Source organism: Mycobacterium sp. SVM_VP21 (assembly GCA_024758765.1).
Lineage (GTDB): Bacteria > Actinomycetota > Actinomycetes > Mycobacteriales > Mycobacteriaceae > Mycobacterium > Mycobacterium heraklionense_C.
In genome coordinates this window covers 2453363-2476280 of sequence record CP101406.1, presented here as the reverse complement: position 1 = coordinate 2476280, position 22918 = coordinate 2453363, and the positions used below count along the sequence as shown (strand labels likewise).

General features: G+C 68.5%; 23 protein-coding genes. 10 read left to right on the top strand and 13 right to left on the bottom strand.

Annotated elements, in window-relative coordinates; translation table 11 throughout:
* Positions 1-24 precede the first annotated feature (24 nt).
* The 5 genes from NM962_11335 to sucB are packed head-to-tail and all read right to left on the bottom strand — an operon-like array spanning position 25 to position 5211.
* Entirely contained in the window at positions 25-777 is a 753-nt protein-coding gene (locus tag NM962_11335; protein UVO10650.1) for a DUF4191 domain-containing protein, read from the bottom strand.
* Between the two features lie 47 nt (positions 778-824).
* Positions 825-1781, bottom strand: a complete 957-nt coding sequence (locus tag NM962_11330) for a lipoyl synthase (GenBank protein ID UVO10649.1) — start codon at positions 1779-1781, stop codon at positions 825-827.
* On the bottom strand, positions 1778-2473 hold the full coding sequence (gene lipB, locus NM962_11325; GenBank protein ID UVO10648.1) for a lipoyl(octanoyl) transferase LipB: 696 nt from the start codon (positions 2471-2473) through the stop codon (positions 1778-1780). The genes NM962_11330 and lipB overlap by 4 nt, the downstream gene beginning before the upstream one ends.
* Positions 2474-2499: 26 nt before the next feature.
* A complete protein-coding gene (locus tag NM962_11320) occupies positions 2500-3408 on the bottom strand; it encodes a TIGR01777 family oxidoreductase (protein ID UVO10647.1) in 909 nt (302 codons plus the stop codon).
* Between the two features lie 42 nt (positions 3409-3450).
* The gene (gene sucB, locus NM962_11315; GenBank protein UVO10646.1) at positions 3451-5211 is read right to left on the bottom strand and encodes a 2-oxoglutarate dehydrogenase, E2 component, dihydrolipoamide succinyltransferase; all 1761 of its coding nucleotides are present in this window, start codon (positions 5209-5211) and stop codon (positions 3451-3453) included.
* A gap of 233 nt (positions 5212-5444) precedes the next feature.
* On the opposite strand from sucB, the gene NM962_11310 reads away from it, so the two are divergent.
* Positions 5445-6344, top strand: coding sequence for a hypothetical protein (locus NM962_11310; GenBank protein UVO10645.1), 900 nt, complete (start codon positions 5445-5447; stop codon positions 6342-6344).
* Positions 6345-6356: 12 nt separating this feature from the next.
* Here the strand turns inward: NM962_11310 and NM962_11305 are convergent, their stop codons facing one another.
* A complete protein-coding gene (locus NM962_11305; protein ID UVO10644.1) occupies positions 6357-7895 on the bottom strand; it encodes a leucyl aminopeptidase in 1539 nt (512 codons plus the stop codon).
* A gap of 11 nt (positions 7896-7906) precedes the next feature.
* Positions 7907-8995 carry an adenylate/guanylate cyclase domain-containing protein gene (locus tag NM962_11300; protein ID UVO10643.1) on the bottom strand — a complete coding sequence of 363 codons (1089 nt, stop codon included), beginning with the start codon at positions 8993-8995 and terminating at the stop codon, positions 7907-7909.
* 32 nt (positions 8996-9027) lie between these two features.
* On the opposite strand from NM962_11300, the gene gcvT reads away from it, so the two are divergent.
* Together gcvT and NM962_11290 are read left to right on the top strand one after the other, a co-directional pair.
* Positions 9028-10122, top strand: a complete 1095-nt coding sequence (gene gcvT / locus NM962_11295; GenBank protein UVO10642.1) for a glycine cleavage system aminomethyltransferase GcvT — start codon at positions 9028-9030, stop codon at positions 10120-10122.
* Between the two features lie 23 nt (positions 10123-10145).
* Positions 10146-11252, top strand: coding sequence for a branched-chain amino acid aminotransferase (locus tag NM962_11290; GenBank protein UVO10641.1), 1107 nt, complete (start codon positions 10146-10148; stop codon positions 11250-11252).
* Between the two features lie 8 nt (positions 11253-11260).
* On the opposite strand, the gene NM962_11285 is transcribed toward NM962_11290, so the two are convergent.
* From NM962_11285 to NM962_11270, 4 genes are all read right to left on the bottom strand, one after another.
* Complete coding sequence (locus NM962_11285; protein UVO10640.1) at positions 11261-11428, bottom strand: hypothetical protein; 168 nt, start codon at positions 11426-11428, stop codon at positions 11261-11263.
* Between the two features lie 126 nt (positions 11429-11554).
* Positions 11555-12289: an adenosylcobinamide-GDP ribazoletransferase gene (locus NM962_11280; GenBank protein ID UVO10639.1), complete on the bottom strand. Its 735-nt coding sequence runs from the start codon at positions 12287-12289 to the stop codon at positions 11555-11557.
* Positions 12286-13317 carry a nicotinate-nucleotide--dimethylbenzimidazole phosphoribosyltransferase gene (gene cobT / locus NM962_11275; protein ID UVO10638.1) on the bottom strand — a complete coding sequence of 344 codons (1032 nt, stop codon included), beginning with the start codon at positions 13315-13317 and terminating at the stop codon, positions 12286-12288. The genes NM962_11280 and cobT overlap by 4 nt, the downstream gene beginning before the upstream one ends.
* Positions 13318-13348: 31 nt before the next feature.
* Complete coding sequence (locus tag NM962_11270) at positions 13349-14026, bottom strand: DUF3043 domain-containing protein (GenBank protein ID UVO10637.1); 678 nt, start codon at positions 14024-14026, stop codon at positions 13349-13351.
* A 69-nt stretch (positions 14027-14095) separates the two neighbouring features.
* Between NM962_11270 and NM962_11265 the strand changes: the two genes are divergently transcribed.
* From NM962_11265 to NM962_11255, 3 genes are all read left to right on the top strand, one after another.
* Positions 14096-15226 (top strand): glycerate kinase, encoded by a 1131-nt coding sequence (locus tag NM962_11265; protein UVO10636.1) that lies wholly within the window; start codon positions 14096-14098, stop codon positions 15224-15226.
* Between the two features lie 97 nt (positions 15227-15323).
* A complete protein-coding gene (locus tag NM962_11260) occupies positions 15324-15680 on the top strand; it encodes an iron-sulfur cluster assembly accessory protein (protein ID UVO10635.1) in 357 nt (118 codons plus the stop codon).
* Between the two features lie 123 nt (positions 15681-15803).
* Positions 15804-16778 (top strand): carbohydrate kinase family protein, encoded by a 975-nt coding sequence (locus NM962_11255; GenBank protein UVO10634.1) that lies wholly within the window; start codon positions 15804-15806, stop codon positions 16776-16778.
* 88 nt (positions 16779-16866) lie between these two features.
* On the opposite strand, the gene asnB is transcribed toward NM962_11255, so the two are convergent.
* Complete coding sequence (gene asnB, locus NM962_11250) at positions 16867-18822, bottom strand: asparagine synthase (glutamine-hydrolyzing) (GenBank protein UVO10633.1); 1956 nt, start codon at positions 18820-18822, stop codon at positions 16867-16869.
* Between the two features lie 215 nt (positions 18823-19037).
* On the opposite strand from asnB, the gene NM962_11245 reads away from it, so the two are divergent.
* The 4 genes from NM962_11245 to NM962_11230 all read left to right on the top strand — a co-directional run bounded on the left by NM962_11245 (position 19038) and on the right by NM962_11230 (position 22206).
* A complete protein-coding gene (locus NM962_11245; GenBank protein ID UVO10632.1) occupies positions 19038-20096 on the top strand; it encodes a cytochrome c oxidase subunit II in 1059 nt (352 codons plus the stop codon).
* Between the two features lie 10 nt (positions 20097-20106).
* Positions 20107-20526 (top strand): cytochrome c oxidase subunit 4, encoded by a 420-nt coding sequence (locus NM962_11240; protein UVO10631.1) that lies wholly within the window; start codon positions 20107-20109, stop codon positions 20524-20526.
* 130 nt (positions 20527-20656) lie between these two features.
* On the top strand, positions 20657-21568 hold the full coding sequence (locus NM962_11235; protein ID UVO10630.1) for an MmpS family transport accessory protein: 912 nt from the start codon (positions 20657-20659) through the stop codon (positions 21566-21568).
* Between the two features lie 11 nt (positions 21569-21579).
* Positions 21580-22206: a DUF2561 family protein gene (locus NM962_11230; protein UVO14678.1), complete on the top strand. Its 627-nt coding sequence runs from the start codon at positions 21580-21582 to the stop codon at positions 22204-22206.
* A gap of 36 nt (positions 22207-22242) precedes the next feature.
* On the opposite strand, the gene NM962_11225 is transcribed toward NM962_11230, so the two are convergent.
* Positions 22243-22875: a pyridoxal 5'-phosphate synthase gene (locus NM962_11225; GenBank protein ID UVO10629.1), complete on the bottom strand. Its 633-nt coding sequence runs from the start codon at positions 22873-22875 to the stop codon at positions 22243-22245.
* Positions 22876-22918 lie beyond the last annotated feature (43 nt).

The following is a 22918-nucleotide window of genomic DNA, read 5'->3' as shown; positions in this document are numbered from 1 at the left end:
GCAGAGTCAACGGGTTGTTTGCAGCTAGCGTCGGCGCACCGCGCGCTGAACGCCACGCACCTTCGCGCCGCCGGGCAGCGGGCCCTTGGGCATGGCCGCGGTCCCGGTCCGCGAGCCCAGGGCGGCCAGTCGCGACTCCAGCGATTCCATCTGCTTCGTCGTGATGTTGGCCGGCAGCTTGGTCAGGTAACGCTCCAGCTTGGCCAGCGGAACCTCACCGTCGCCGCCGCCCACTACCACGTCATAGATCGGTACGTCGCCGACGAGCCGGGCGGTGCGCTTCTTCTCCTGAGCCAGCAGTGGTTTGAGCCGGGCGGGCGAACCCTCGGCGACGAAGATGATGCCCGGCCGCCCGATGACCCGATGCACGGCGTCGAGCTGGCCGGTGGCGGACACCCCCGGGGTCACTCGCCACTTGCCACGCAGGTTGTCCAGCGCCCACGCTGCAGCCCCGGCCTGCCCCTCGGCCTTGAGGTAGACCGACCGTTGCGCGCGCCGGCCGAAGATGATGAATGCCACCAGGCCGCCGAGCACCAGGCCGAGCGGAATCGTCGTCACCTTGGCGAACGTGCCGCCGTTGAGTGCCAGGGCCGTCGTCACCCCGGCAACCAGCAGGAAGGCGCCGACCATGTACGGCACCAGCCGCTTGTCTTCCTTGCGCTGCAGCTGGAAGGCCTGCCACAGCTGGGTGCGGCGCTGCTGGCTGGCGGCCTTGCGGGCGGCTTTCGCTTCCGCCCGGGCAGCCTTGTTCTCGGTGGTGGTGCGCAGTCTGGGCATAGTCACCAAGGATACCCAGCGGGGCTTACCGGCAGCCGGGGCGTCAGTCAGCCGTGGGCGGCGGCGGGGGCCTGTTCGCGGCGCGCCCGGTTTTCCAGCGCCTGCTGGTAGAGCCGCCCGGCCCGATACGACGAGCGCACCAGCGGCCCCGACATCACTCCGGCGAAGCCCAGCTCCTCGGCATAGCGGGCGTGCTCGACGAACTCCTCGGGCTTGACCCATCGGTCGATCGGGTGGTGTCGCTCGGTGGGGCGCAGGTACTGGGTGATGGTGACCAGTTCGGTGCCGGCGTCGTACAAGTCTGCCAGTGCCGCTCGGATCTCTTCAGGCGTCTCGCCCATGCCCAGGATCAGGTTGCTCTTGGCCACCAACCCGGCATCACGGGCCTGGGTCAGCACGTCGAGGCTGCGCTCGTAGCTGAATCCGGGCCGGATCAACTTGAAGATGCGCGGCACGGTTTCGACGTTGTGCGCCAGCACTTCCGGGCGAGACTCGAATACCTCGCCCAACAGGTCGGGCCGTCCGCCGAAGTCGGGGATCAACAGCTCGACACCCGTGGACGGGTTGAGGGCCTTGATGGCACGCACCGTCTCGGCGTAGAGCCAGGATCCCTGATCGGGCAGATCGTCGCGGGCGACACCGGTGACCGTCGAATACCGCAGACCCATGGTCTGCACGCTCTCGGCGACCCGGCGCGGCTCGTCGCGGTCCAGCTCGGGCGGCTTACCCGACTTGATGAGACAGAACGAACAGTTGCGGGTGCAGACCTCGCCGCCGATCAGGAAGGTGGCCTCCCGGTCTTCCCAACATTCGTAGATGTTGGGGCAGCCCGCTTCCTCGCATACCGTGTGGAGCTTTTCCTGCTTCACCAAAACCTTGAGCTGGGTGTAGCTCGGGCCCATCCGGGCGCGGGTCTTGATCCACGGGGGTTTGCGTTCGATCGGAGTTTCGGCGTTGCGTGCTTCGGCACGGCTTAACCTACGGCCTTCCGGGGCGGCGCTCACCTGGTCGATGTTACGCGTGGACCGGAATGCTCGCGCACCGGCAGCACGCCGTCGAGAGCATCGAGGACCGCGTTGGCCACTGCCTGCCGAACATCGGAGACGCCGGTCACAAAGCCCAGCTCCGCCGACAGTGAAGTCACTCCCGCGTCGGTGATGCCGCACGGCACAATTGAGCCGAACGCACTGAGATCACAATCACAATTGAGTGCGAAGCCGTGCAATGTGGTGGCGCGAGCCACGCGGACACCGATCGCGCCGACCTTGCGGGCGGGCCGGCCGCCGCCCGGTGGCAGCCACACCCCGGATCTGCCGTCTATCCGAACCGTATTGAGGCCCAACGTGTTACATACCTCGATAAGCGATTCTTCAAGGCGTCGAACGTAATTCACCACGTCCAAAGGTTCGGCGAGGCCGATCACCGGATAGCCCACGAGCTGGCCCGGACCGTGCCAGGTGATCTTGCCGCCCCGGTCGGTGTCGACCACCGGGGTGCCGTCCATCGGGCGTTCCTGCGGCTCGGTGCGGCGTCCGGCGGTATAGACCGGGGGATGCTCTAACAGCAGCAGAGTGTCCGGGCCGCCAGCTGCCCTGGCTTCGGCCAGCTCGCGCTGCAACTGCCAGGCGTCGCCGTAGTCGACGGTGCCCAGCTGGCGCACCTCGATCGGCGCGGCGCTCGAGCGGATGGACACCATGTTCGCAGGCTACTCGGCGCGGGTTTCTACAGCGGGGTCGGTCGGGAGGTGGCGTAGGCCAGGGCCTCGCCGACGGTGTGGTGGGTAAACCGAAAACCGGCCTGCTCCAACACGGCGGGAATGGCTCGCTGGCCGGTGAGGAGGCTGTCGGCGAATTCGCCGAGCCCGGCACGGACCGCGACGCCGGGTAGCAGCAGCGGGGTCGGGCGATTGACGGCACGTCCCAGCGCGGCGGTGAACTCACCGTTGGTCACCGGCGCGGGCCCGGTCAGGTTCACCGGGCCGGACAGCGTGTCGTGCGAGATCGCGAACAGCAGCGCCCGCACCTCGTCCTCCATGCTGATCCACGACATGTACTGCCGGCCGTTGCCGATCCGGGCGCCGAGTCCCAGCGAGAACAGTGGGCGCAACCGGCCAAGGGCGCCACCCGATCGCGACAGCACGATGCCGGTGCGGGCCAGTACCACGCGGGCTCCCGAAGCTTGGGCGGACGCGGTTGCGCCTTCCCAGTCCTCGGCGAGCTGGGCCAGGAAATCGGTTCCAGCCGAGGAGGACTCGTCGACGACGCGGTTGCCGGTGTCGCCGTAATAGCCGACCCCGCTGGCATTGACCAGCACCGGTACGCCGGCCTCGGCCACCGCGGCCGACAGCACCTCGGTCGGGGTGATCCGGCTGTCGCGCAGGCTCTGTTTGAACGCCCCCGACCAGCGGCGGTCGCCGACGCTGATGCCGCACAGATTGACCACGGCGTCGACCCCGGCCAGTGCGCCCACGTCGATCTGGCCGGCTTCGGGATCCCACCGCAGCTCGCCGGCATTGACCGGTGCCCGCCGCACGATCCGCAGCACCTGGTGATTGTCGGCGCGCAACGCCGAGACCAGAGCCGAGCCGATCAGCCCGGACGAACCGGCGATCGCGACGGTGGGGTTGCTCACAGCTGAATCCTCTTGCAGCTCTTCGGAAAAGCCCCGGCGCCGTTAGAGCCCCAGGTCCGCCTCGAACGCACCTTCTTCGAGCCGGTTCTTGATCGTGGTCACGAACCGGCCGGCGTCGGCACCGTCGATCAAACGGTGGTCGTAGGTCAGCGGCAGGTAGGAGATCGAACGTACGCCTATCGACTCGTTGCCGGCTTCGTCGACGATGACTCGCGGCCGTTTGACGATGGCTCCGGTGCCGAGCATGGCGGCCTGCGGCGGAACCAGGATGGGGGTGTCGAACAGTGCACCCTGGCTGCCGATGTTGGTGATCGTGAAGGTGCCCCCGGACAGTTCGTCCGGCTTGAGGTTGCCCGAGCGTGCCCGGGCGGCGATGTCGGCAATGGCCCGCGCGAGTCCGGCCAGCGAGAGATCACCGGCGTTGTGGACGACCGGGGAGAGCAGCCCCTGCTCGGTGTCCACCGCGAAGCCGAGGTGCTCGGCGTCGTAGTAGGTGATCTCTCCGGCGTCCTCGTTGTAGCTGGCGTTGACGTTCGGATGTGCCTTGAGGGCGTCGATCACCGCGCGGGCGATGAACGGCAGGTAGGTCAGGTTGACGCCCTCGCGCTCGGCGAAGTCCGCCTTCGCCCTGGCTCGCAGTGCCACGATCTTGGTCATGTCGACCTCGTGGGTCTGAGTGAGCTGCGCCGTGGCCTGCAGGGATTCGCGGGTCTTCTTGGCGGTGATCTGACGGATCCGGTTGGCCTTGGCGGTCGTGCCTCGCAGGTGCGCCAACGCCGAGGCGGGTGCCGCAGCGGCCGGGCGCGGGGCGGCCGGAGCCGCGGGCGCCTGCTGCGGTTCGGCCTGCTTCTCGGCGAAGGCCAGGACGTCCTGCTTGCGGATTCGACCGCCGACCCCGGTGCCGGTGACGAGGCTCAGGTCGACGTTCTTGTCGGCGGCGAGTTTGCGCACCAACGGCGTCACGTATCGTGCGGCGTCGCCGGCCGGGGCCTCGGCAGCAGCGGGCTGCGTCGGCGCGGGCGCGGCGGTGGGTGGCGGTGCCGGGGCGGGTTCGGGCTTGGTCTGCGGCGCGGGTGCCGGTGCAGCGGGAGCAGGCTCGGGCGCAGGCGCCGCCGGAGCGGGGGCGGGAGCCGCGGGAGCGGGCGTGGGGGGCGGCGCGGCGGCGGGGGCCGCCGGGGTGCCCGAACCGATCCTGGCCAGTTCGCCGCCGACCTCGACGGTGGTGTCTTCACCGGCGGTGATCGACAGCAGGGTGCCGGCCACCGGAGAGGGGATCTCGGTGTCGACCTTGTCGGTGGAGACCTCCACCAGCGGCTCGTCGACCTCGACGGTGTCGCCGACCTGCTTGAGCCAGCGCGTCACGGTGCCTTCGGTGACCGACTCACCCAACTCGGGCATCAGCACCGGGGTGCCATCTCCGGCGGGTGCCTGTTGGGCAGCGGGTGCCGCCGGAGCGGCGGGCGGGGGAGCAGCCGGCGCTTCGGCAGCGGGAGCCGGCTCGGCCGGGGCGGGCGCAGCCTCGGCCGCCGGTGCCGCGGGGGCCGACGGGGCCTGGCTGCTTTCACCGGCCTCGCCGATCAACGCCAGCTCACCGCCGACCTCGACCGTGGTGTCCTCGCCGGCGATGATCTTCGTCAGCACGCCGGCCACCGGTGACGGGATCTCGGTGTCGACCTTGTCGGTGGAGACCTCCAGGAGCGGCTCGTCGACCTCGACGGTGTCGCCTTCCTGCTTGAGCCAGCGGGTCACCGTTCCTTCGGTGACGCTCTCACCGAGGGCGGGCATCTGGACTGAGAAGGCCATCGTTGTTGACTCCTCGCTCGATCGGTCGCTGCACGTCGTTTCCTGGATACCACGTCAGTGGTGAGGCGAGGGCGGTGCCCAGGTGGACTGTCGGAAACCATCCTGTCATTGCGGCGTCGTCGGCACACATCGAGGTGGCGGTCGAACGGCTCTCGACGCCGTCGGGTATTGCGCAACTGCATAGTCCGCCAAAGCGCTACTGCGACCGCTGAAGCGTCACTAATATCTCGCGCGTGCCCGCTGATCAGATCGCCGCAGCCTGTGAGCTGTGGACCGGCTTCGACGTATCCCTCGTGGCCCGCAACTATGCCCAACTAGCCGGTTTGCTGGCTGGTTTCGCGTTCGTCGTCATCAATCTGGTGCTCGATCGTGCGTATCGGCGTCGTAGCGACGGGCATGCGCCCAACCCGCGCGAGGTCGAGCACGAGACCCTCACCGGGGTCGCGCTGATGAACGCATTTCTGGGACTGTTCCTGACGGCGGTGCAATACAGTCTGCTGGCCGGCGAACAGGGATGTGCGGTCGGCAGTGGTCGAGCCGCATCCGCAGAACTGTTGGGCGGCATATCATTTGTGGCCTCGCTCTACATTCTGCTGTACGCCGTCGTGCAGTTCGTGTCGGGCAGCGCCGGCACGCTGATCAGACATTGCGTGTTCATCGTGGCGGTCCTGGTCCCGCCGATTGCGGTGTTCTTCGTGGAGGCGACGCTGACGGACCTGGCACTCTCGCTCGGTGACCAGCAGACGCATCAACCGTTGCAGCCGCTGTGGGACGACGCCAACCGACTGTCCGCGCCCATCGCGGTCGCCATCGCGGTGGTCTGTGCGATCGGGTGGTTCTTCGGACGGGCGCGACGGCGCAGCGAATCTCCGATCGGGCCTAGGGCAGGCCGCATCCGTACCGCATTCCCGTATTTGAGCACCGTGGTGATCATCGCGGCGATCGTTCGCTCGATGACAGCGCTGCCGAAAACCGATGTGACGTCCCATCTGGACTCGACAGAATCCTGGATCTGGGTTGCCGTGTTCGCCGTGTTGATGTTGGTGCTCAGTACGGCGCTGTCATTTCAGCGGGGCGTGGAGAGGCCGCCTGGCCCGGTGCAGAAGGCAGAGAGCGCCGACGAGAACGTCTGACGCCGCCGTCGGCTATCCCTTCGCGGCGATGTCTTCCAGTACCGCGAACATGGTGCGGGTGGGTACCCCGGTGCCGCCCTTGCCGGTGTAGCCCCAGGCGCCGCCGGAGTTGTAGGCCGGGCCCGCAACGTCGATGTGGACCCAGTCGACGCCGTCGGCCACGAACTCACGCAGGTACACCCCGGCGACCAGCATCCCGGCGAAACGCTGACCGCTGACGTTGGCCAGGTCGGCCACCGTCGACTTGAGGTCCTCTTTGAGCTCGTCGGGCAGCGGCATCGGCCAGCCGTTCTCGCCGACGGCCTGCGAGATCGACGCCACCCGGTCGCGGAACTCGTCTGAGCCCATCACCCCGGGGATGCGCGCACCCAGCGCCACCGTCTGCGCACCGGTCAGCGTCGAGGTCTCGATGAGATAGTCCGGGTTGTCCTCGCAGGCCCGCACGATCGCGTCGGCCAGGATCAACCGACCTTCAGCGTCGGTGTTGAGCACCTCGACGGTGATGCCGCCGTACTGGGTGAGCACATCGCCCGGGCGCTGCGCGGTGGAAGACGGCATGTTCTCCGCCATCGGCACGGTCGCGGTCACCTCGATCGGCAGCCCGCGGCGGGCGGCCAGCACCACGGTCGCGATCACCGCAGCCGCCCCGCCCATGTCGGAGGTCATGTGGTGCATCGAGGCAGCCGGCTTGATCGAGATACCTCCAGTGTCGAAGGTGATGCCCTTGCCGACGAGCGCCACCTTCTTGGCGCCGTCCGGGTCGTCGAGCAGGCGTGATCCGCGGTGGACCAACCGCACCAGACGCGGCGGGCGCGAGGAGCCCTGTCCCACCCCGATCACTCCGCCGTAGCCGGCGTCGGCGAGCGCCTGCTCGTCGAGCACCTCGACCTCCAGGCCGGCTGACTCGCCCAGTGCCTTGGCACGGTCGGCGAATTCGGCCGGGAACAGGTGACTCGGCGGGGTGTTGACGAAGTCGCGCGCGGTAGCCACCGCGGCGGCGATGTCGGCGCCGCGTGCCGCCTGCGCCTCGGCGTCGGCCGCGGTGGACAACACGGTCACGGCCTGCAGGCCCGGCTCCTTAGGCGCGGTCTTCTCGCTGCGGAATGCGGTGAATCGGTAGCCGCCCAGCAGCAGTCCCTCGACACTGGCGGCGAGCACCCCGTCACCGGGCAGCCCGCTCAGCGCGCTGATCACCGTGGCGGTGCCGTTCAGGGAACGCGCCGCATTTCCGGCGGCCCGGCGCACGGTGTCGGCCGGCCAGGAATCGCGCCCCTTGCCCAACCCGACCGTCACCACGCTGGCCACCGGCAGCGACGCCACCACCAGCCGATTCACCTGCTCATTGCCGCCCTTGGCGCTCAGCGCGCGCAGTCCCGCATCGATCTCGGCGACCGCCTCGGCGGGCAGCGCCGGCTCGGTCATGGCGACCGATGCTCCGGATTCGTCATCAGCGGCAACGACCGCCACGATCAGCACGGCATCATCCGCATTGGCGGGCAGCGAGGCGGCGACGGTGACGGAGGGGGCGGGGTATCCGGGTTCGGTGCTCACAAGCACTCACCCTAACGATCTGGGTTCGGGTGCAATTGGTATGCCGGGACGGGTTCGTCGAAACCCTTGAGCGTCAACGGCTCCTGAAGTATGGCCGGCCAGTCGGGCAATTCGTGCCGGACGCAGGTAGAGGCCAGCACCTGTCCGGGCACGGCGGCGTCCACCAGGCGCGCGGCCAGGTTCACCGGGGTGCCGAAGTAGTCGCCGTTGATTGCCAGCATCTCGCCGTAGGCCAGCCCGGCACGTACCTGTAGGCCCGCTTTGCTGGCTTTCGGGTTGTTGACCAGGTCGATCGCCGCGTTGGCCAGCAGGTCCCCGGTCGCGCTCACCCACATCACCGCGTCGCCGATGAACTTGACCACCCGCCCGCCGTCGGTGTGCACCACGTCGGCGACGGTGCCGGCGAAATCGGTTAACAGCGCGGCTAGCTCCGCGGACGACAGCACCTGGGTCAGCGCGGTGAAACCAGTCAGGTCGGCGAACCCGACACCGCACTTCAGGCTGGCCGCCGGGCCGCCGGCCAGCCCTTCCAGGAATGTCCGGTGGCTGACCTGGTGCTGACGGTGGACGGCGTCGATCATCGCGCCGATGCGCGGGATGTACCCCGCAACCGAGCGCCAGGCTCGGGCGGTGCGGAGTTCGTCGCGGGTGTGGCCCAACCACATGTCGGGTTCGCTGAGCCGGATCATCGATGACTCGGCCTCGGCCAGGCGGGCCATGGTCGCGCCCAGCACCCGCAGGAAGCCGTCGACGGGCTCGCCGAGGTATGACCGCATCTGGACCCAGGTAGCCAGCCCGTCCACGTCGGCCTGGCTCAGCGCGGGTGTGTCCGGGCTGGGCACACTCAATCCGAGCATCCGCCATGCCTGCGCGACGTCGTCGAGCGGCAGACCCAGCGCCTCGGCGGCGGTACGCAACGTGTAGTCGGGTGGGCCCGAGCGCCCCACCGCATCACCGGCCAGGCCGAACAACCGCCCCTGGCGCTCGGCCTCGGCCATCTCTTCGACGGTGAAACCCAGGCCGTAGAGGTACTCGACCAGATCCGCACGGCCCCTGGGGTCAGCGATACCGGCAGCCTCGAGCGCATCCCAATCCACCATTCACACCAGTGTGCCGATTAGGCTGGCTCGTCGTGAGCGAACTGCAACACGGACCCCTGGAAGACCGCCACCGCGCCTTGGGCGCCAGCTTCGCCGAGTTCGGCGGGTGGCTGATGCCGGTGTCCTACGCCGGCACCGTCGCCGAGCACAACGCCACCCGCTCCAGCGTGGGTCTGTTCGACGTCAGCCATCTGGGCAAGGCAACCGTTCGCGGCCCGGGCGCGGCGGCCTTCGTCAATGCGACGCTCACCAACGACCTGGCCAGAATCGTGCCGGGACAGGCCCAATACACGTTGTGCTGCAACGAATCCGGTGGCGTTATCGACGACCTGATCGCCTACTACATCTCCGACGACGAGATCTTTCTGGTGCCCAACGCCGCCAACACCGCGGCCGTGGTGGCCGTGCTGCAGGCGGTCGCGCCGGCGGGGCTGACGATCACCGACGAACACCGTTCGCGCGCGGTGCTGGCAGTGCAGGGCCCACGATCGGCCGAGGTGGTGGCGGGTCTCGGCCTGCCGACGGACATGGACTACATGGCGTTCGCCGACGCCAGCTACGCCGACGTGCCGGTACGGGTCTGTCGGTCCGGCTACACCGGCGAACACGGCTACGAGCTGCTGCCGGAATGGGAATCCGCCGGGGTGGTGTTCGACGCACTGGTGGAGGCTGTGCGGGGGATCGGCGGTGAGCCGGCCGGCCTGGGCGCCCGCGACACCCTGCGTACCGAGATGGGCTACGCGCTACACGGACACGAACTGTCGCCGGCCATCTCGCCGCTGCAGGCCCGCTGCGGTTGGGCGATCGGCTGGAAGAAGGAATCGTTCTTCGGCCGCGACGCACTGCTGGCGGAGAAGGCCGCCGGACCCGCGCGGCTGCTGCGCGGCCTGCGCGCCACGGGTCGGGGAGTGTTGCGTGCCGACCTGGCCGTGCTCGACGGTGACCGCCGGGTCGGGGTCACCACGTCGGGCACGTTCTCGCCGACGCTGAAGGCCGGCATTGCGCTGGCGCTGATCGACGTAGATGCCGGCATTAAAGATGGTGGACGGCTGGATGTCGACGTGCGTGGCCGCGCCGTCGAATGCGAGGTGGTGACACCGCCGTTCGTCACGGCAAAAACCCGCTAGCGCACCGGTTATACAATCGCTGCATGACGAGCAGCCTCCTCGAGTTCCATGTGTCGGTCACCGGAAGCCCGACGCCCGACGAGGTGCGCGAATCCATTTTGGCGGAGCCGGGTTTCGGCAAGTACCACACCGACCACATGGTGTCGATCGACTACACCGGGGATGCGGGTTGGCACAATGCGCGGGTCATTCCCTATGGGCCCATCGAACTGGACCCCTCGGCCATCGTCCTGCACTACGCGCAAGAGGTGTTCGAAGGCCTCAAGGCCTACCGGTGGACCGACGGATCGATCGTCTCGTTCCGGCCCGAGGCAAATGCTGCCCGGATGCGGGCATCGTCGCGGCGGCTGGCCATCCCGGAGCTGCCCGACGATCTGTTCATCGAGTCGTTGCGGCAGCTGATTGCCGTGGACGGCGCCTGGGTGCCGGCGCCGGGCGGTGAGGAATCGCTCTACCTGCGCCCGTTCGTCTTCGCCACCGAACCGGGACTGGGAGTGCGCCCGGCCAACGAGTACCGCTGCCTGGTGATGGGCTCACCGGCCGGGGCGTACTTCAAGGGCGGAATCAAGCCGGTGAGTGTGTGGCTGTCGACGGAGTATGTGCGGGCCTGCCCCGGCGGTACCGGCGCCGCCAAGTTCGGCGGCAACTACGCCGCGTCGCTGGTCGCCCAGGCGCAGGCGGCCGACAACGGCTGCGACCAGGTGGTGTGGCTGGACGCGGCCGAGCGGCGCTACGTCGAAGAGATGGGCGGGATGAACCTGTTCTTCGTGTTCGGCACCGGTGGCTCGGCTCGCCTGGTCACTCCCGAGCTGTCCGGCTCACTGCTGCCCGGCATCACACGGGATTCGTTGCTGCAGTTGGCTGCTGATGCTGGGTTCAGTGTCGAAGAACGCAAGATCGATGTCAGTGAATGGCAGAAGAAGGCCGCCTCGGGCGAGATCACCGAGGTCTTCGCCTGCGGGACGGCCGCGGTCATCACCCCGGTGTCGCAGGTCAAATCCGCGGACGGCGAGTTCACCATCGCCGACGGCGAGCCCGGTGAGGTCACGATGGCGCTGCGCGACACGTTGACCGGAATCCAGCGCGGTACCTTCGCCGACACTCATGGATGGATGGCTCGGCTCGACTGAGCCGGAGTTCAGCTCACGGGATCTGGCGGCCAGTTGAGCTCATCGGCCAGCGGTGACCAGTCCTCAGCAGCTATGCGCTCGCAACAGTCGGGGTAGTCGTCGTCATCAGCGGTGTCGTCGTTCATCGCCTTGCGTGATTCGCGACTCCGCTTGCTGTAGCTCTGATGGCGCGTCATCCAGTTTTCCTCCCCGGGCCACGATGTTAATGGTCGCCGGAATTCTTACAAAGACCATTTGGGTGTAACACATTGCATCGAAGAAATGTCCGTAAGCTCGGAAAGGATAGAAAATTGACGCGAGCGTCAACTGCTGGTCAGAGCGGCGAGCGCGACCGCGGCCAGTGTTGTCGTCCACTCGATGACGGCTCCCAGCACATCACCGGTGATGCCGCCAAGACGGCTTACACAGCGTTCTACCAGCATGGCGGCGCAACCCAGGGCCAGGGCGACGGCAACCGGCCCATGCCACGGCGCCGCGCCGGCAGGTATCGCCGCGGCAAGCAGTGCCACCACCCAGGCCGCCGCGACCGGTAGCGGCTGACTGCCGGCCACCGTGGCGCCCAGCATGCTGCCGGCGGCGGCGGGCACCGAGCGCCGGCAGGCCAACACCGCGGCCACCCGGCCCGCGCAGACCGCGAGCACGATCTGCCCGGCACCCAGCATCGGGAAGGTCGTTGCCTGCAGGCCGATCACCAGCACCACCGCGACCACCCCGAACGGGCCGGTCGACCCCTCGCGCATCACCTGCAGCGCCTGCGGAGCGGGCCGGGAGCACCCCAAGCCATCGGCCGTGTCGGCCACCCCGTCGATGTGCAGTCCACGGGTGGCGGCCAGCAGCGCCGCCACGGCCAGTAGGCCGGTCACCGGGCTGCCCGGTCCGAAGGCGTATCCACCGGCCCAGACCACGGCCGCGGCCAGCGCGCCGAGAGCGGCGCCGACAACCGGGAACGCGGTCATCGCCCCGCGGCCCGGCGGTCGGTCGGTGGGAACGGGAAGAATCGTCCCGAACGCGAAAGACGCTGCTAGGGAAGTGATCACGATGATCGGTCGCTGACGCCGGCCTCGGCGAACGTCGACATGGAAGCCAACGCCGCTACTGCGGCGCGCAGCACCGGCAGTGCGACCGCGGCGCCGGTGCCTTCGCCCAGCCGCATCTGCAGGTCGAGGATCGGCTCCAGGCCCAGCGCCGCGCACGCCAGTGCGTGCGCCGGCTCCGGCGAGCGATGACCGGCCTGCCACCAGGCCCTGGCTCCAGGCGCCAACCGCTCGGCCACCAGAGCAGCAGCCGTCGAGGCGAGGCCGTCGAGCAACACCGGGGTGCGCCGTACCGCGGCCTGGGCGCAGAAACCCGCCAGCGCCGCGAAGTCGGCGCCACCGCAGCAGCGCAGCAGCGCAAGCGGATCGGCGTGCTGCGCCCGAGACCGAAACAGGGCGTCGCGCACCGCCGCGGTCTTGCGAGCCCAGCCGGCATCATCGATCCCGGTCCCGTGGCCGACCACGTCGGAAGGTTCGGCGCCGGTGACCGCAGCGATCAATGTGGCTGCGACGGTGGTGTTTCCGATCCCCATATCGCCGGGAATCAGCAGATCCGCACCGCCGTCGACCTCCTCGTCGGCGACGTGCCGGCCGGCCTCGACCGCGGCCAGCGTCTCCTCGGGGGTCAGGGCATCCTCGCTCGTGATGTCACCGCTGCCGCGGCGCACCTTGTAGGTGCCGGCGGCGTCTCCGTTGACGGCCATGTCCACCACCCGTACCCCGGCCCCGCCGATCGTGGCCAGCGCGTTGATGGCCGCCCCGCCACGGTCGATGTTGGCGACCATCTGGGCCGTCACCTCCGCGGGGTAGGCAGACACCCTTCCGCGGGTTACGCCGTGATCGCCGGCGAACACCACAACGCGGACGCGCTCGAACTGTCGTGGCGGACACCGTCCTTGACAGGTCGCCGCCCACACCGAGAGGGCCTCCAGTCGGCCCAGTGAACCCGCCGGTTTGGTCAGTGAGTCCTGCCGGGCCCGGGCGGCTGCTGCCACCGCGGCATCGGGCGGGCTGACCGGTGGGAAATCCACGAATTCCAAGGTTGGCGGCCCCGATTCGGACTCAGTCGAGGCGTTCGCCGCGCCGCACCTGCGGGCGCGGTGCCCGCATGCGGCGCAGCGTGGATGCGCGGCTGGCGGCGTAGAGCCCGAGCTTCCAACGACTTTCGACATTGTCGGGGAACTTGGCGTCGGCCATCCGGCCGGCCTTGCGGGCCACCAACACCCCGTCGACGGCCATCAAGACCATCAGCAGCATCATCGCCGGCGAAATGTAGAACTGGACCTGCGGGACCGCCATCATGATGAACATCAGGCCCAGCGCGACCGGCATGAACAGGCCCAACAGGTTGTAGCGGGCGTCGACGATGTCGCGAACGTACCGGCGCACCGGGCCGCGGTCGCGTTCCAACAACGCCGACTCGTCGCCGGACAGCATCCGTTCCCGGCGGTCGGACATCCGCTCACGGCGCTCGGCCTTCGCGATCCGGCGCTCCTCCTTGCTCAGCTTCGGGCCGGCCAGCGACTTGCGCCGGGCCCGGGCCTCCGCGGAGGTCATCGGGGCCGGCGCCACCGGGCCCCGACGCTTGGCCGCGGCGCTGCGCTTGGGGGTCGGCCGGCCTTTGGGCGCGGTGACGCCGCCACGACCGGCGCCCTCAGACTCGTCGCCGTCGAGAGAGACGGCGGAGACCACGGACTCAGCGGACTGAGTCTCGTCTTTTCTACGCCCCGGCAACTTCACGCCCGCCAGATTACTTGCCCGGTCCGCCCGGCCCGCGTCGCCGTCCTCGCGGCTCGATACGCTGCAGTGATGGCTGATCACCCGGGTTCCGGCGGCTCGGCCGGTCCTCGGGCGCGGACGCTTCGGGTACTGATCGCGCCGGACTGCTTCGGCGAGACCCTGACCGCGGTGCAGGCCGCCGCCGCTATCTCGACGGGCTGGCATCGCAGCCGACCCCACGACCGGTTGGCGATCGCACCGCAGTCCGACGGCGGCCCGGGCTTCGTCGCGGTGCTGGCCAGCGCGCTGGGCACGGTGCAGCAGGTCCGGGTCAGCGGACCGCTGGATGACCCGGTCGATGCCGAATGGGTCTGGGACGCCGCTGCCAAAACGGCCTATCTGGAATGTGCCCAGGCCTGCGGGTTGGGAGTGCTCGGGGAACCGCCGTCGGCGCGGACGGCGCTACTTGCCCACAGCATGGGGGTGGGACAGCTCGTCGCCGCCGCGCTGGCGGCCGGAGCGCAGCGAATCGTCATCGGACTCGGCGGCAGTGCGTGTACCGACGGTGGTCGCGGCATGGTCGATGAACTCGGCGGCCTGGCCGCTGGACGCCGGCGGCTCACGGGGGTCGAGTTGGTCGCCGCCTGCGACGTGGAATATCCGCTGCTGGGCCCCTGGGGCTCGGCCCGGGTGTTCGGGCCGCAGAAGGGCGCCGACGCCGCCACGGTCGCGGTACTCGAAAGCAGGCTGGCTGCCTGGGCGACCGAACTGGACGCCGCCGCCGGGTGGGCGGCCAGCGCTGCGTCCGGAGCCGGGGCGGCCGGCGGAATCGGAGCAGCCGTGCTGGCGCTCGGCGGCACCATCGAATCCGGGTCCGCGATCGTGGCCCGCCACACCGGCCTGGAGGCCGCGCTCGCCGACACCGACGTCCTGGTCACCGGCGAGGGCCACTTCGATCAGCAGTCGCTGCACGGCAAAGTGGTCGGTTCGCTGGCGGCGGCGGCCCGGGCGCGGGAGATACCGCTGCTGGTCCTGGCCGGACAGATCAGCCTGGACGAACCCGCACTGCGGTCGGCCGGGGTGCTGGCCGCCCGGGCAATCGCCGACTATGCCGGCTCGGTGCGGCTGGCCCTGATCGACGCCGCCAACCAGCTGATCGGGCTGACCAGCGTCACAGCCGCACAGATCGGTGGCCGTCCGGCGGGTTCGCCGGGTCGATAGGGAACACGTTGGCGCAGGGTATCGTTGTTCAGGTGGGCTCGAACGCCTTGAGTGAGGTCGGGCCCGCCCCCATGATCAACCGCAATAGGGAGACGCAATGACTGTTCAGGATCAGTCGACCACCGAGTCTCACGGCGTCGTCTTGACCGATGAGGCCGCGGCCAAGGTGAAGGCGCTGCTGGAACAGGAGGGTCGTGACGACCTGACCCTGCGGATCTCGGTCCAGCCTGGCGGCTGCGCCGGCCTGCGCTACAACCTGTTCTTCGACGACCGCAGCCTTGACGGTGACGTGGTCGCGGAGTTCAACGGCGTCACGCTGACCGTCGACCGGATGAGCGCGCCGTACCTGCAGGGTGCCGAGATCGGCTACGCCGACCAGATCGACAAGCAGGGCTTCACCATCGAGAACCCCAACGCCGGCGGCTCGTGCTCGTGCGGCGACTCGTTCAACTAAGCACCTGATTTCACCTGGACGCCCGGGGTTTTGTGTTGCCCGGCGGCGAACGGGTGACACCGGGCCGCTACCGTGGGTACCCACATCCAGGCCCAATGGTGACGATATGAGGGGGATTGTTCAGTGACGATTGCGGTGACCGGTTCGATTGCGACCGACCATCTGATGCGCTTTCCGGGTCGGTTCTCCGAACAGCTGCTGGCCGATCACCTGCAGAAGGTTTCGCTGAGCTTTCTGGTCGATGACCTGGTGGTGCACCGCGGTGGCGTGGCGGGCAACATCGCCTTCGCCATCGGTGTGCTCGGTGGCGATGCCGCCCTGGTCGGCGCCGCCGGTGCCGACTTCGCCGACTACCGGCAGTGGCTGGTCTCGCACGGCGTCAACTGCGACCACGTGCTGACCTCGACCACGGCGCACACGGCTCGATTTGTCTGCACCACCGACCAAGACATGGCCCAGATCGCGTCGTTCTACCCCGGCGCGATGTCAGAGGCCCGCAACATCTCGCTGGCCAAGCAGGTCGAGGCCGCCGGGAAGCCCGAACTGGTGATCGTCGGGGCCAATGACCCCGAGGCGATGTTCTTGCACACCGAGGAGTGCCGCCGGCTGGGGCTGGCGTTCGCCGCCGACCCGTCGCAGCAGTTGGCCCGGCTGACCGGTGAGGAGATCCGCAAGCTCATCGACGGCGCCACCTACCTGTTCACCAACGACTACGAGTGGGACCTGCTGCTGTCCAAGTCCGGCTGGACCGAGGCCGACGTCATGAAGCAGGTGGGGCTGCGGGTGACCACCCTGGGCGGCGACGGCGTCGACATTGTCTCCCCGGACGGTTCCCGGGTCCACGTCGGCGTGGTTCCGGAGAAGTCCCAGACCGACCCGACCGGGGTCGGTGACGCATTCCGCGCCGGCTTCCTCACCGGACGCAGCGCCGGGTTGAGCCTGGAGCGGTCCGCGCAGCTCGGTTCGCTGGTGGCGGTGCTGGTGCTGGAGTCCACCGGAACCCAGGAATGGGTGTGGGACCGCGCCGCCGCGGTGAGCCGTCTGGCGGATGCCTACGGCGATGCCGCCGCTGCCGAGATCGACGCCGCGCTCAAGTAATCCTTCGCCGCGAGCAGACACAGAATCGCGTCGCGGAGGCTTGCCCAGTGCGAGTCTGTGTCTGCTCGGCGGGGTTACAGCTCGGGGGCTACAGCCGCACCGGGTAGTCCGGCTCCCTGATGGTCGGCATCACGCTGTGCTCGACGAAGATCGCGTGCCACAGCATAAAAATCAGCACCGTCCACAGCCGACGGCTGTGATCGGCGGTACCGACGCGGTGCTCGTCGAGCATCGTGCGCACCGCTGCCACATCGATCAGGTGATCGGCGCCGGTGGCGTCCACCGTCGCGTACGCCCACTCCAGCAGCTCCCCGGCACGCAGCCAGTGCCGCAACGGCACCGGGAAGCCGAGCTTGGGGCGGTGCAGCACATGCGCGGGAATGATCGGCTCCAGAGCCCGGCGCAGCGCGTACTTGGTGGTGGTGCGGGTGATCTTGGCCGACACCGGCAGGCGCGACGCCACCGCGAACACCTCGGGGTCCAAGAACGGCACCCGCAGCTCCAGTGAGTTGGCCATCGTCATCTTGTCGGCCTTGACCAGGATGTCGCCGCGCAGCCAGGTGAACAGGTCGATGTGCTGCATCCGGGCCACCGGATCCCAGCCGGCCGACTCGGCATACAGCGGCGCTGTGACGTCGGTGTGCGTCCAGTCGGGGGAGAAGCCCGGCAGCACCGCCCGCAGTTGCTCGTCGGAGAAGCTGCGGGCATTGCCGTAGTAGCGCTCCTGCAGTGTCAGCGATCCGCGGTGCAGCAGGCTCTTGCCGCGCATTCCCTCGGGCAGCGGCCGCGACGCCTTGCCCAGTGACCGGCGCACCGGCCCCGGCAGGTACTCGAACGGGCGCAGCGACAGCGGCTCGCGGTAGATCGTGTAGCCGCCGAACAGTTCGTCGGCGCCCTCGCCGGAGAGCACCACCTTGACGTGCTTGCGGGCTTCGGCGGCGATGAAGTACAGCGGCACTAGCGCCGGGTCGGCGACCGGGTCGTCGAGGTACCAGACGATCTCGGGCAGGGCGGCGACGAACTCGGCCGGGCTGACCACTTTGACCACATGCCGGGCACCGATCGCCTCGGCGGACGCAGCGGCGACATCGACCTCGGAGAAGCCTTCCCGCTCGAACCCGGTGGTGAAGGTGATCAGCTTGGGGTTGTGGCGCATCGCCAGCGCGGCGATCGCGGTGGAGTCGATCCCTCCGGACAGGAACGCGCCGACGGTGACGTCGGCCCGCATGTGCTTGGCGACCGAATCCTCGAGCACCGCGGTGATCTCGTCGTAGCGCGCCTGCTCGGTGTCGCGGGTGATCGGGGTGGCGTCGAACCGCGGCCGGAAATAGCGGGTGGTCTCCGGCGCCCCGCCGGGTCGAATCCGGGCGTAGCAGCCCGACTCCAGCCGACGGATGCCACAGTGCAGCGTCTCCGGCTCCGGTACGTACTGCAGCACCGTGTAATGCTGCAGTGCGCGGGTGTCGATGCCTGAAGCTCCAGCGTCGAAACCCACCTGCTCGGCCAGGTCCAACAGGCACTTCTTCTCGCTGCCCACTACCGTGCCGCCCGGGCCCGACGCCATGAACAGTGGCTTGATCCCGAACGGGTCGCGGGCGCAGAACAGCTCGCCGGCCACGGTGTCCCACACCGCGAAGGCGAACATGCCGCGCAGCCGCGAGAGCACCTCGGTGCCCCAGTAGTGGTAGCCCGCGACGATCGCCTCGCCGTCGCCGTCGGTGGCAAACACCGCGCCGTACTCGGCGGCTAGCTCCTCGCGCAACTCCAGGTAGTTGTAGATCTCGCCGTTGAACACCAGTTCGTAGCGCTCCGGAGCCTCCGGCGGGCCCCACCGCATGGGCTGGTGCGAATGGGCGATGTCGATGAACGACAGTCGGTTGAACCCGAACACTACGCGGTCGCCGGCCCAGATACCGCCTGGCTCGTCGGGGCCACGGTGGCGCATCAGGTGGGTAGCGCGCGACACCGCGCCGGCGACTTCGGCCACATCAGGGCCGGGTGTCGTGCCGGCCGGGGCACACACGAAGGCCAGCAGTCCACACATCGGGTCCCAGTATGCCGCACCGGTATCGGCGTTGAACTGCGAAGGCCCATGTAGGCCGGCGAAGAACCTGTGGAGTCAGATGAGGCGGTCAACACACCAGGGCGGCCAACCGGCAGGTACATCAAACCTCGGTGATCCGGGTGGTCTACGCTGCGTAGTATTCGACTGCTCCGCCGGGTCAGTCGGCCCGTTCTGTGACTCGAGGAGGCACCAACGTGACACGTCGCGGGCAGGGCGTTGCACATCGCCGTCTGCTTCGACCGCTGACCGCGGTCAGCGTGCTCGGACTGCTGGCCGTAACGCTCAGCGGTTGCAGCGTCGACTGGACCGATGTGGTCGGTTTCGGCTGGCCCAAGGGCATCACGCCCGAGGCCGAGGCCAACTACCAGCTGTGGATCGGCATGGTCATCGCTTCGGTGGTGATCGGTGGGCTCGTCTGGGGAATGATCTTCTGGTCGATGATCTTCCACCGCAAGAAGGCGACCGACACCGAGCTGCCGCGCCAGTTCGGCTACAACATGCCCCTGGAGCTCGGACTCACCGTCGTGCCGTTCCTGGCCGTCGCGGTGATCTTCTACTTCACCGTCGTCGTGCAGGAGAAGATGCTGCACCACGAGCCCAATCCTGAGGTGGTCGTCGACGTCACCGCCTTCCAGTGGAACTGGAAGTTCGGTTACCAGAAGGTCGACTTCCACGACCGCACCTTGAGCTATGACGGCGTGGACCAGGTCCGCAAGGACGCCATGACCTCCAAGCCGGAGGGCGTGGACGCGCACGGCGAGGAGCGGGTCGGCCCGGTCCAGGGCCTCAACACCGAGGACCGCACCTACCTGAACTTCGACAAGATCGAGACGGTGGGTACCACCAGCGAGATCCCGGTGCTGGTGCTGCCCAGCGGCAAGCGCATCGAGTTCGTGCTCAACTCGGCCGACGTCATCCACTCCTTCTGGGTGCCGGAGTTCCTGTTCAAGCGCGACGTTATCGCTTGGCCCGAGCGCAACAACCAGGTGAACACCTTCCAGGTCGCCGAGATCACCAAGGAAGGCGCGTTCGTCGGGCACTGCGCCGAGATGTGCGGCACTTACCACGCGATGATGAACTTCGAAGTCCGGGTGGTCTCGCCCAATGACTTCAAGGCCTACCTGGATCAGCGCATCGCCGGAAAGACCAACACCGAGGCGCTGGAGGCGATCAAGCAGGAACCGTTGGCCACCACCACGTTCCCGTTCGACAGCCGCCGTGGCCTGCTAGCCCCGCAAGCCAGCAACAAGTAGGGACAACCGCATGCGCATCGAATCCAGGCTGTTCGAGTTCGTCGCCACCTTCTTCCTGGTGGTCGGCGTGATCTACGCGGTGCTGACCGGGAAGTTCGCCACCGGTGGTGTGGAATGGGCCGGCACTACCGCGCTGTTCCTGACCGGCATGATGGCCATGATCGTGGCCACCTTCTTTCGGTTCGTGGCACGGCGGCTGGACACCCGCCCCGAGGACTACGAGGCGGCCGAAGTCAGTGACGGCGCCGGCGAGTTGGGCTTCTTCAGCCCGCACAGCTGGTGGCCGATTCTGATCGCACTGTCCGGTTCGGTGGCCGCCGTCGGAATCGCCCTGTGGCTGCCGTGGCTGATCGCGGCCGGCGTGGTGTTCGTGTTGTCGAGCGTGGCTGGACTGGTCTTCGAGTACTACATCGGCCCCGAGAAACACTGACCACATCTCCACCGCGGCCGCCGTGTCGACCCGCTTGGGTAGGGTTGCCGATGCACAATGACCAACGGTGGTTGATGTCGACCGCAACCGGTCAGGTCGTGGCGCGGCGGTTTGAAGAGGATAGGCGGGAATGAGCGGGCCGAATCCCCCAGAGGCGGGCTCTGGAGACGAGGGCTCCGGCAACGGTCAGCCGGCCCCAGACATGGCCTCTGACATGGCCGCCGAAGCAGGCGCGGGCGGGGAGATTCAACCGCTGGACGATGTGGCGGCCACTCCGGCCGCCGTGCCGGCAGACAACACCGCGTACTCCCAGGCCTACTCGGCGCCTGAGTCCGAACAGTTTCTGAGTGGCCCCTACGTCCCGGCGGACCCGCGGCTCTACGACTACGACAACTACGACGTGCCGGAAGAACCGGAGCCGGGCGCCAAGACGGCCCGGTGGCCGTGGGTGGTCGGTGTCACCGTGATCATCGCCGCGGTCTCGCTGGTGGTGTCGGTGGCATTGCTGTTCGCCCGAACCGAAACCCACGATTTGGCGACGCCCGCGACGACGACCAGCACCGTCTCGGTGCCGCCGGTACAGGACGAGATCACCCGGACCAGCGCCAGTACCACGGTGCCGCCGCCTCCGCCGCCCAGCAGCGAGGAGCCGCCGCCTCCGCCGCCCAGCAGCGAGGAGCCGCCGCCACCCCCGCCGCCGCCGAGCGAGGAGCCGGCACCGGAGCCATCGACCACGACGCAGGAGACCACCACGACCACGCAGGCGAAGCCGCTGCAGGTGACTTATTCGGTGACCGGAACCAAGGCGCCGTTCGACCAGATCACGATCACCTACGTGGATGCCTCCGGCCAACGTCGTACCCAGCGCAACGCCTACATCCCGTGGTCGCTGACCCTGACGCCGATCTCCCAGTCGGAGATCGGTTCGGTGGAGGCGACCAGCATGCTGCGGCTGAGCAAACTCAACTGCTCGATCACCAGCAGTGACGGTAGGGTGTTGTTCTCCAACAGCAATGACGCACCGGCGACGAGCTGCGGATGACCGGCGGGAACATGGTAGATCGATTCATTCGACCGGGGCAGTCCCCGGAGGTCACTGACCGCATCCTGCTGGGCGCGTGCGCCGCGATCTGGCTGACGTGGCTGGGCATGAGCGTGGCGGCCACGGTGGCACTGGTGGATCTCGGGCGGGGCTTTCACGAGCCGACCAAGAGTTCGCACAGCGGCCTGCTCTACATCGTGATCGGTGCCTCGGCATTGGTCATCCTCGCGGCCATCCCGGTATTGCTCCGGGCGCGCCAGCCCGGCCCGCCGCGGCCCCCCGGCTTCCCGTCCCAGGCACCGGCCAAGCCGCCGCGCCCGAATGCCCAGGACGCCCCGCACCAGCAGCCCGGGTTCGACGCTCCGGGCCGGCGGGCGGCCGGTACCCGCCAGGTGCTGCCCAATCAGGTTCAGGTGGACCGGGTGCTGCTGCGTGGCGTCACCGTGCTGGCTACCGCGGTGGGCGGCGCGTTGACCTTGGTCGCGTTGGCCACGTATCTGATGGCCGTCGGCAAAGACACTGGCTCCTGGGTCTGCTACGGGCTGGCCGGGGTCGGCGCTGCCGCCATGCCGGTGATTCCGTGGCTGTACCTGCGTCGGCTGGGTGAGGTACTGGAACTGCCGTCTCGTTTCGGCTGAGCCGCCATCACGGCGCCGTTCTCGCGGCGTGCCTGGCTACGGCCAGAGCAGGGTCGTTGACCAGCCCATGTCGTCGTCCCGTTCATACCGCAGCCTGCGGTGCCGGCGGCTAGCGTCGGCCTGCCAGAATTCGACGGCGTCGGCCCGTACCGCATACGACACCCACTCGGCGGGCACCAGGGTGGGGGAGCGATCGAGCTCCAGATGCGCCTTAGCGAGTGCCTCACTGATCTCTGCCGGATCGGCGTAGGGCTCGCTCTGCCGGCCGGTGAGCACCATCGCCCGGGCGCCTTGCGAGCGGGCCAGGAAGTCGTCGGCGGTCACCGAGGGCGAGTCCGGGAGAGCCATGCCGTCGACCCTGACCTGACGACCCAGTGAGGGCCAGTAAAACGTCAGTGACACAGCGGAATTGCGGGCAAGATCGGCGCCCTTGCGACTGGCCGAGCTGACTCCGAAATGCCAACCGGCGGCATCGACATCTTTGAGGATCAACACCCGCGCCGACGGCCGCGCTACACCCGTGGCGTCCAGCGCGCCGACCGTCGACAACGTCATCGCATGCGGTTCCACGACGCCGCTGTCGACGGCATGCAGCAGCCATTGGACGAACAGTGCGACCGGATCGGCCGGTGCCTGCGCCGGATCGAATTCCGGTGCCGCACCAACCAAAACGGGCAGCCCGCGCAGGAGACTGCGCAGGCTGCCCGATTGT

Excerpts from the sequence above, each read along its gene's own strand:
- NM962_11235 (UVO10630.1), top strand. The coding sequence starts at position 20,657 with ATGAGCGGGCCGAATCCCCCAGAGGCGGGCTCTGGAGACGAGGGCTCC.
- NM962_11290 (UVO10641.1), top strand. The coding sequence starts at position 10,146 with ATGACGAGCAGCCTCCTCGAGTTCCATGTGTCGGTCACCGGAAGCCCG.
- NM962_11265 (UVO10636.1), top strand. The coding sequence starts at position 14,096 with ATGGCTGATCACCCGGGTTCCGGCGGCTCGGCCGGTCCTCGGGCGCGG.
- asnB (UVO10633.1), bottom strand. The coding sequence starts at position 18,822 with ATGTGTGGACTGCTGGCCTTCGTGTGTGCCCCGGCCGGCACGACACCC.
- NM962_11230 (UVO14678.1), top strand. The coding sequence starts at position 21,580 with ATGGTAGATCGATTCATTCGACCGGGGCAGTCCCCGGAGGTCACTGAC.
- NM962_11335 (UVO10650.1), bottom strand. The coding sequence starts at position 777 with ATGCCCAGACTGCGCACCACCACCGAGAACAAGGCTGCCCGGGCGGAA.
- NM962_11300 (UVO10643.1), bottom strand. The coding sequence starts at position 8,995 with ATGGTGGATTGGGATGCGCTCGAGGCTGCCGGTATCGCTGACCCCAGG.
- NM962_11240 (UVO10631.1), top strand. The coding sequence starts at position 20,107 with ATGCGCATCGAATCCAGGCTGTTCGAGTTCGTCGCCACCTTCTTCCTG.
- NM962_11260 (UVO10635.1), top strand. The coding sequence starts at position 15,324 with ATGACTGTTCAGGATCAGTCGACCACCGAGTCTCACGGCGTCGTCTTG.
- NM962_11285 (UVO10640.1), bottom strand. The coding sequence starts at position 11,428 with ATGACGCGCCATCAGAGCTACAGCAAGCGGAGTCGCGAATCACGCAAG.
- lipB (UVO10648.1), bottom strand. The coding sequence starts at position 2,473 with ATGGTGTCCATCCGCTCGAGCGCCGCGCCGATCGAGGTGCGCCAGCTG.
- sucB (UVO10646.1), bottom strand. The coding sequence starts at position 5,211 with ATGGCCTTCTCAGTCCAGATGCCCGCCCTCGGTGAGAGCGTCACCGAA.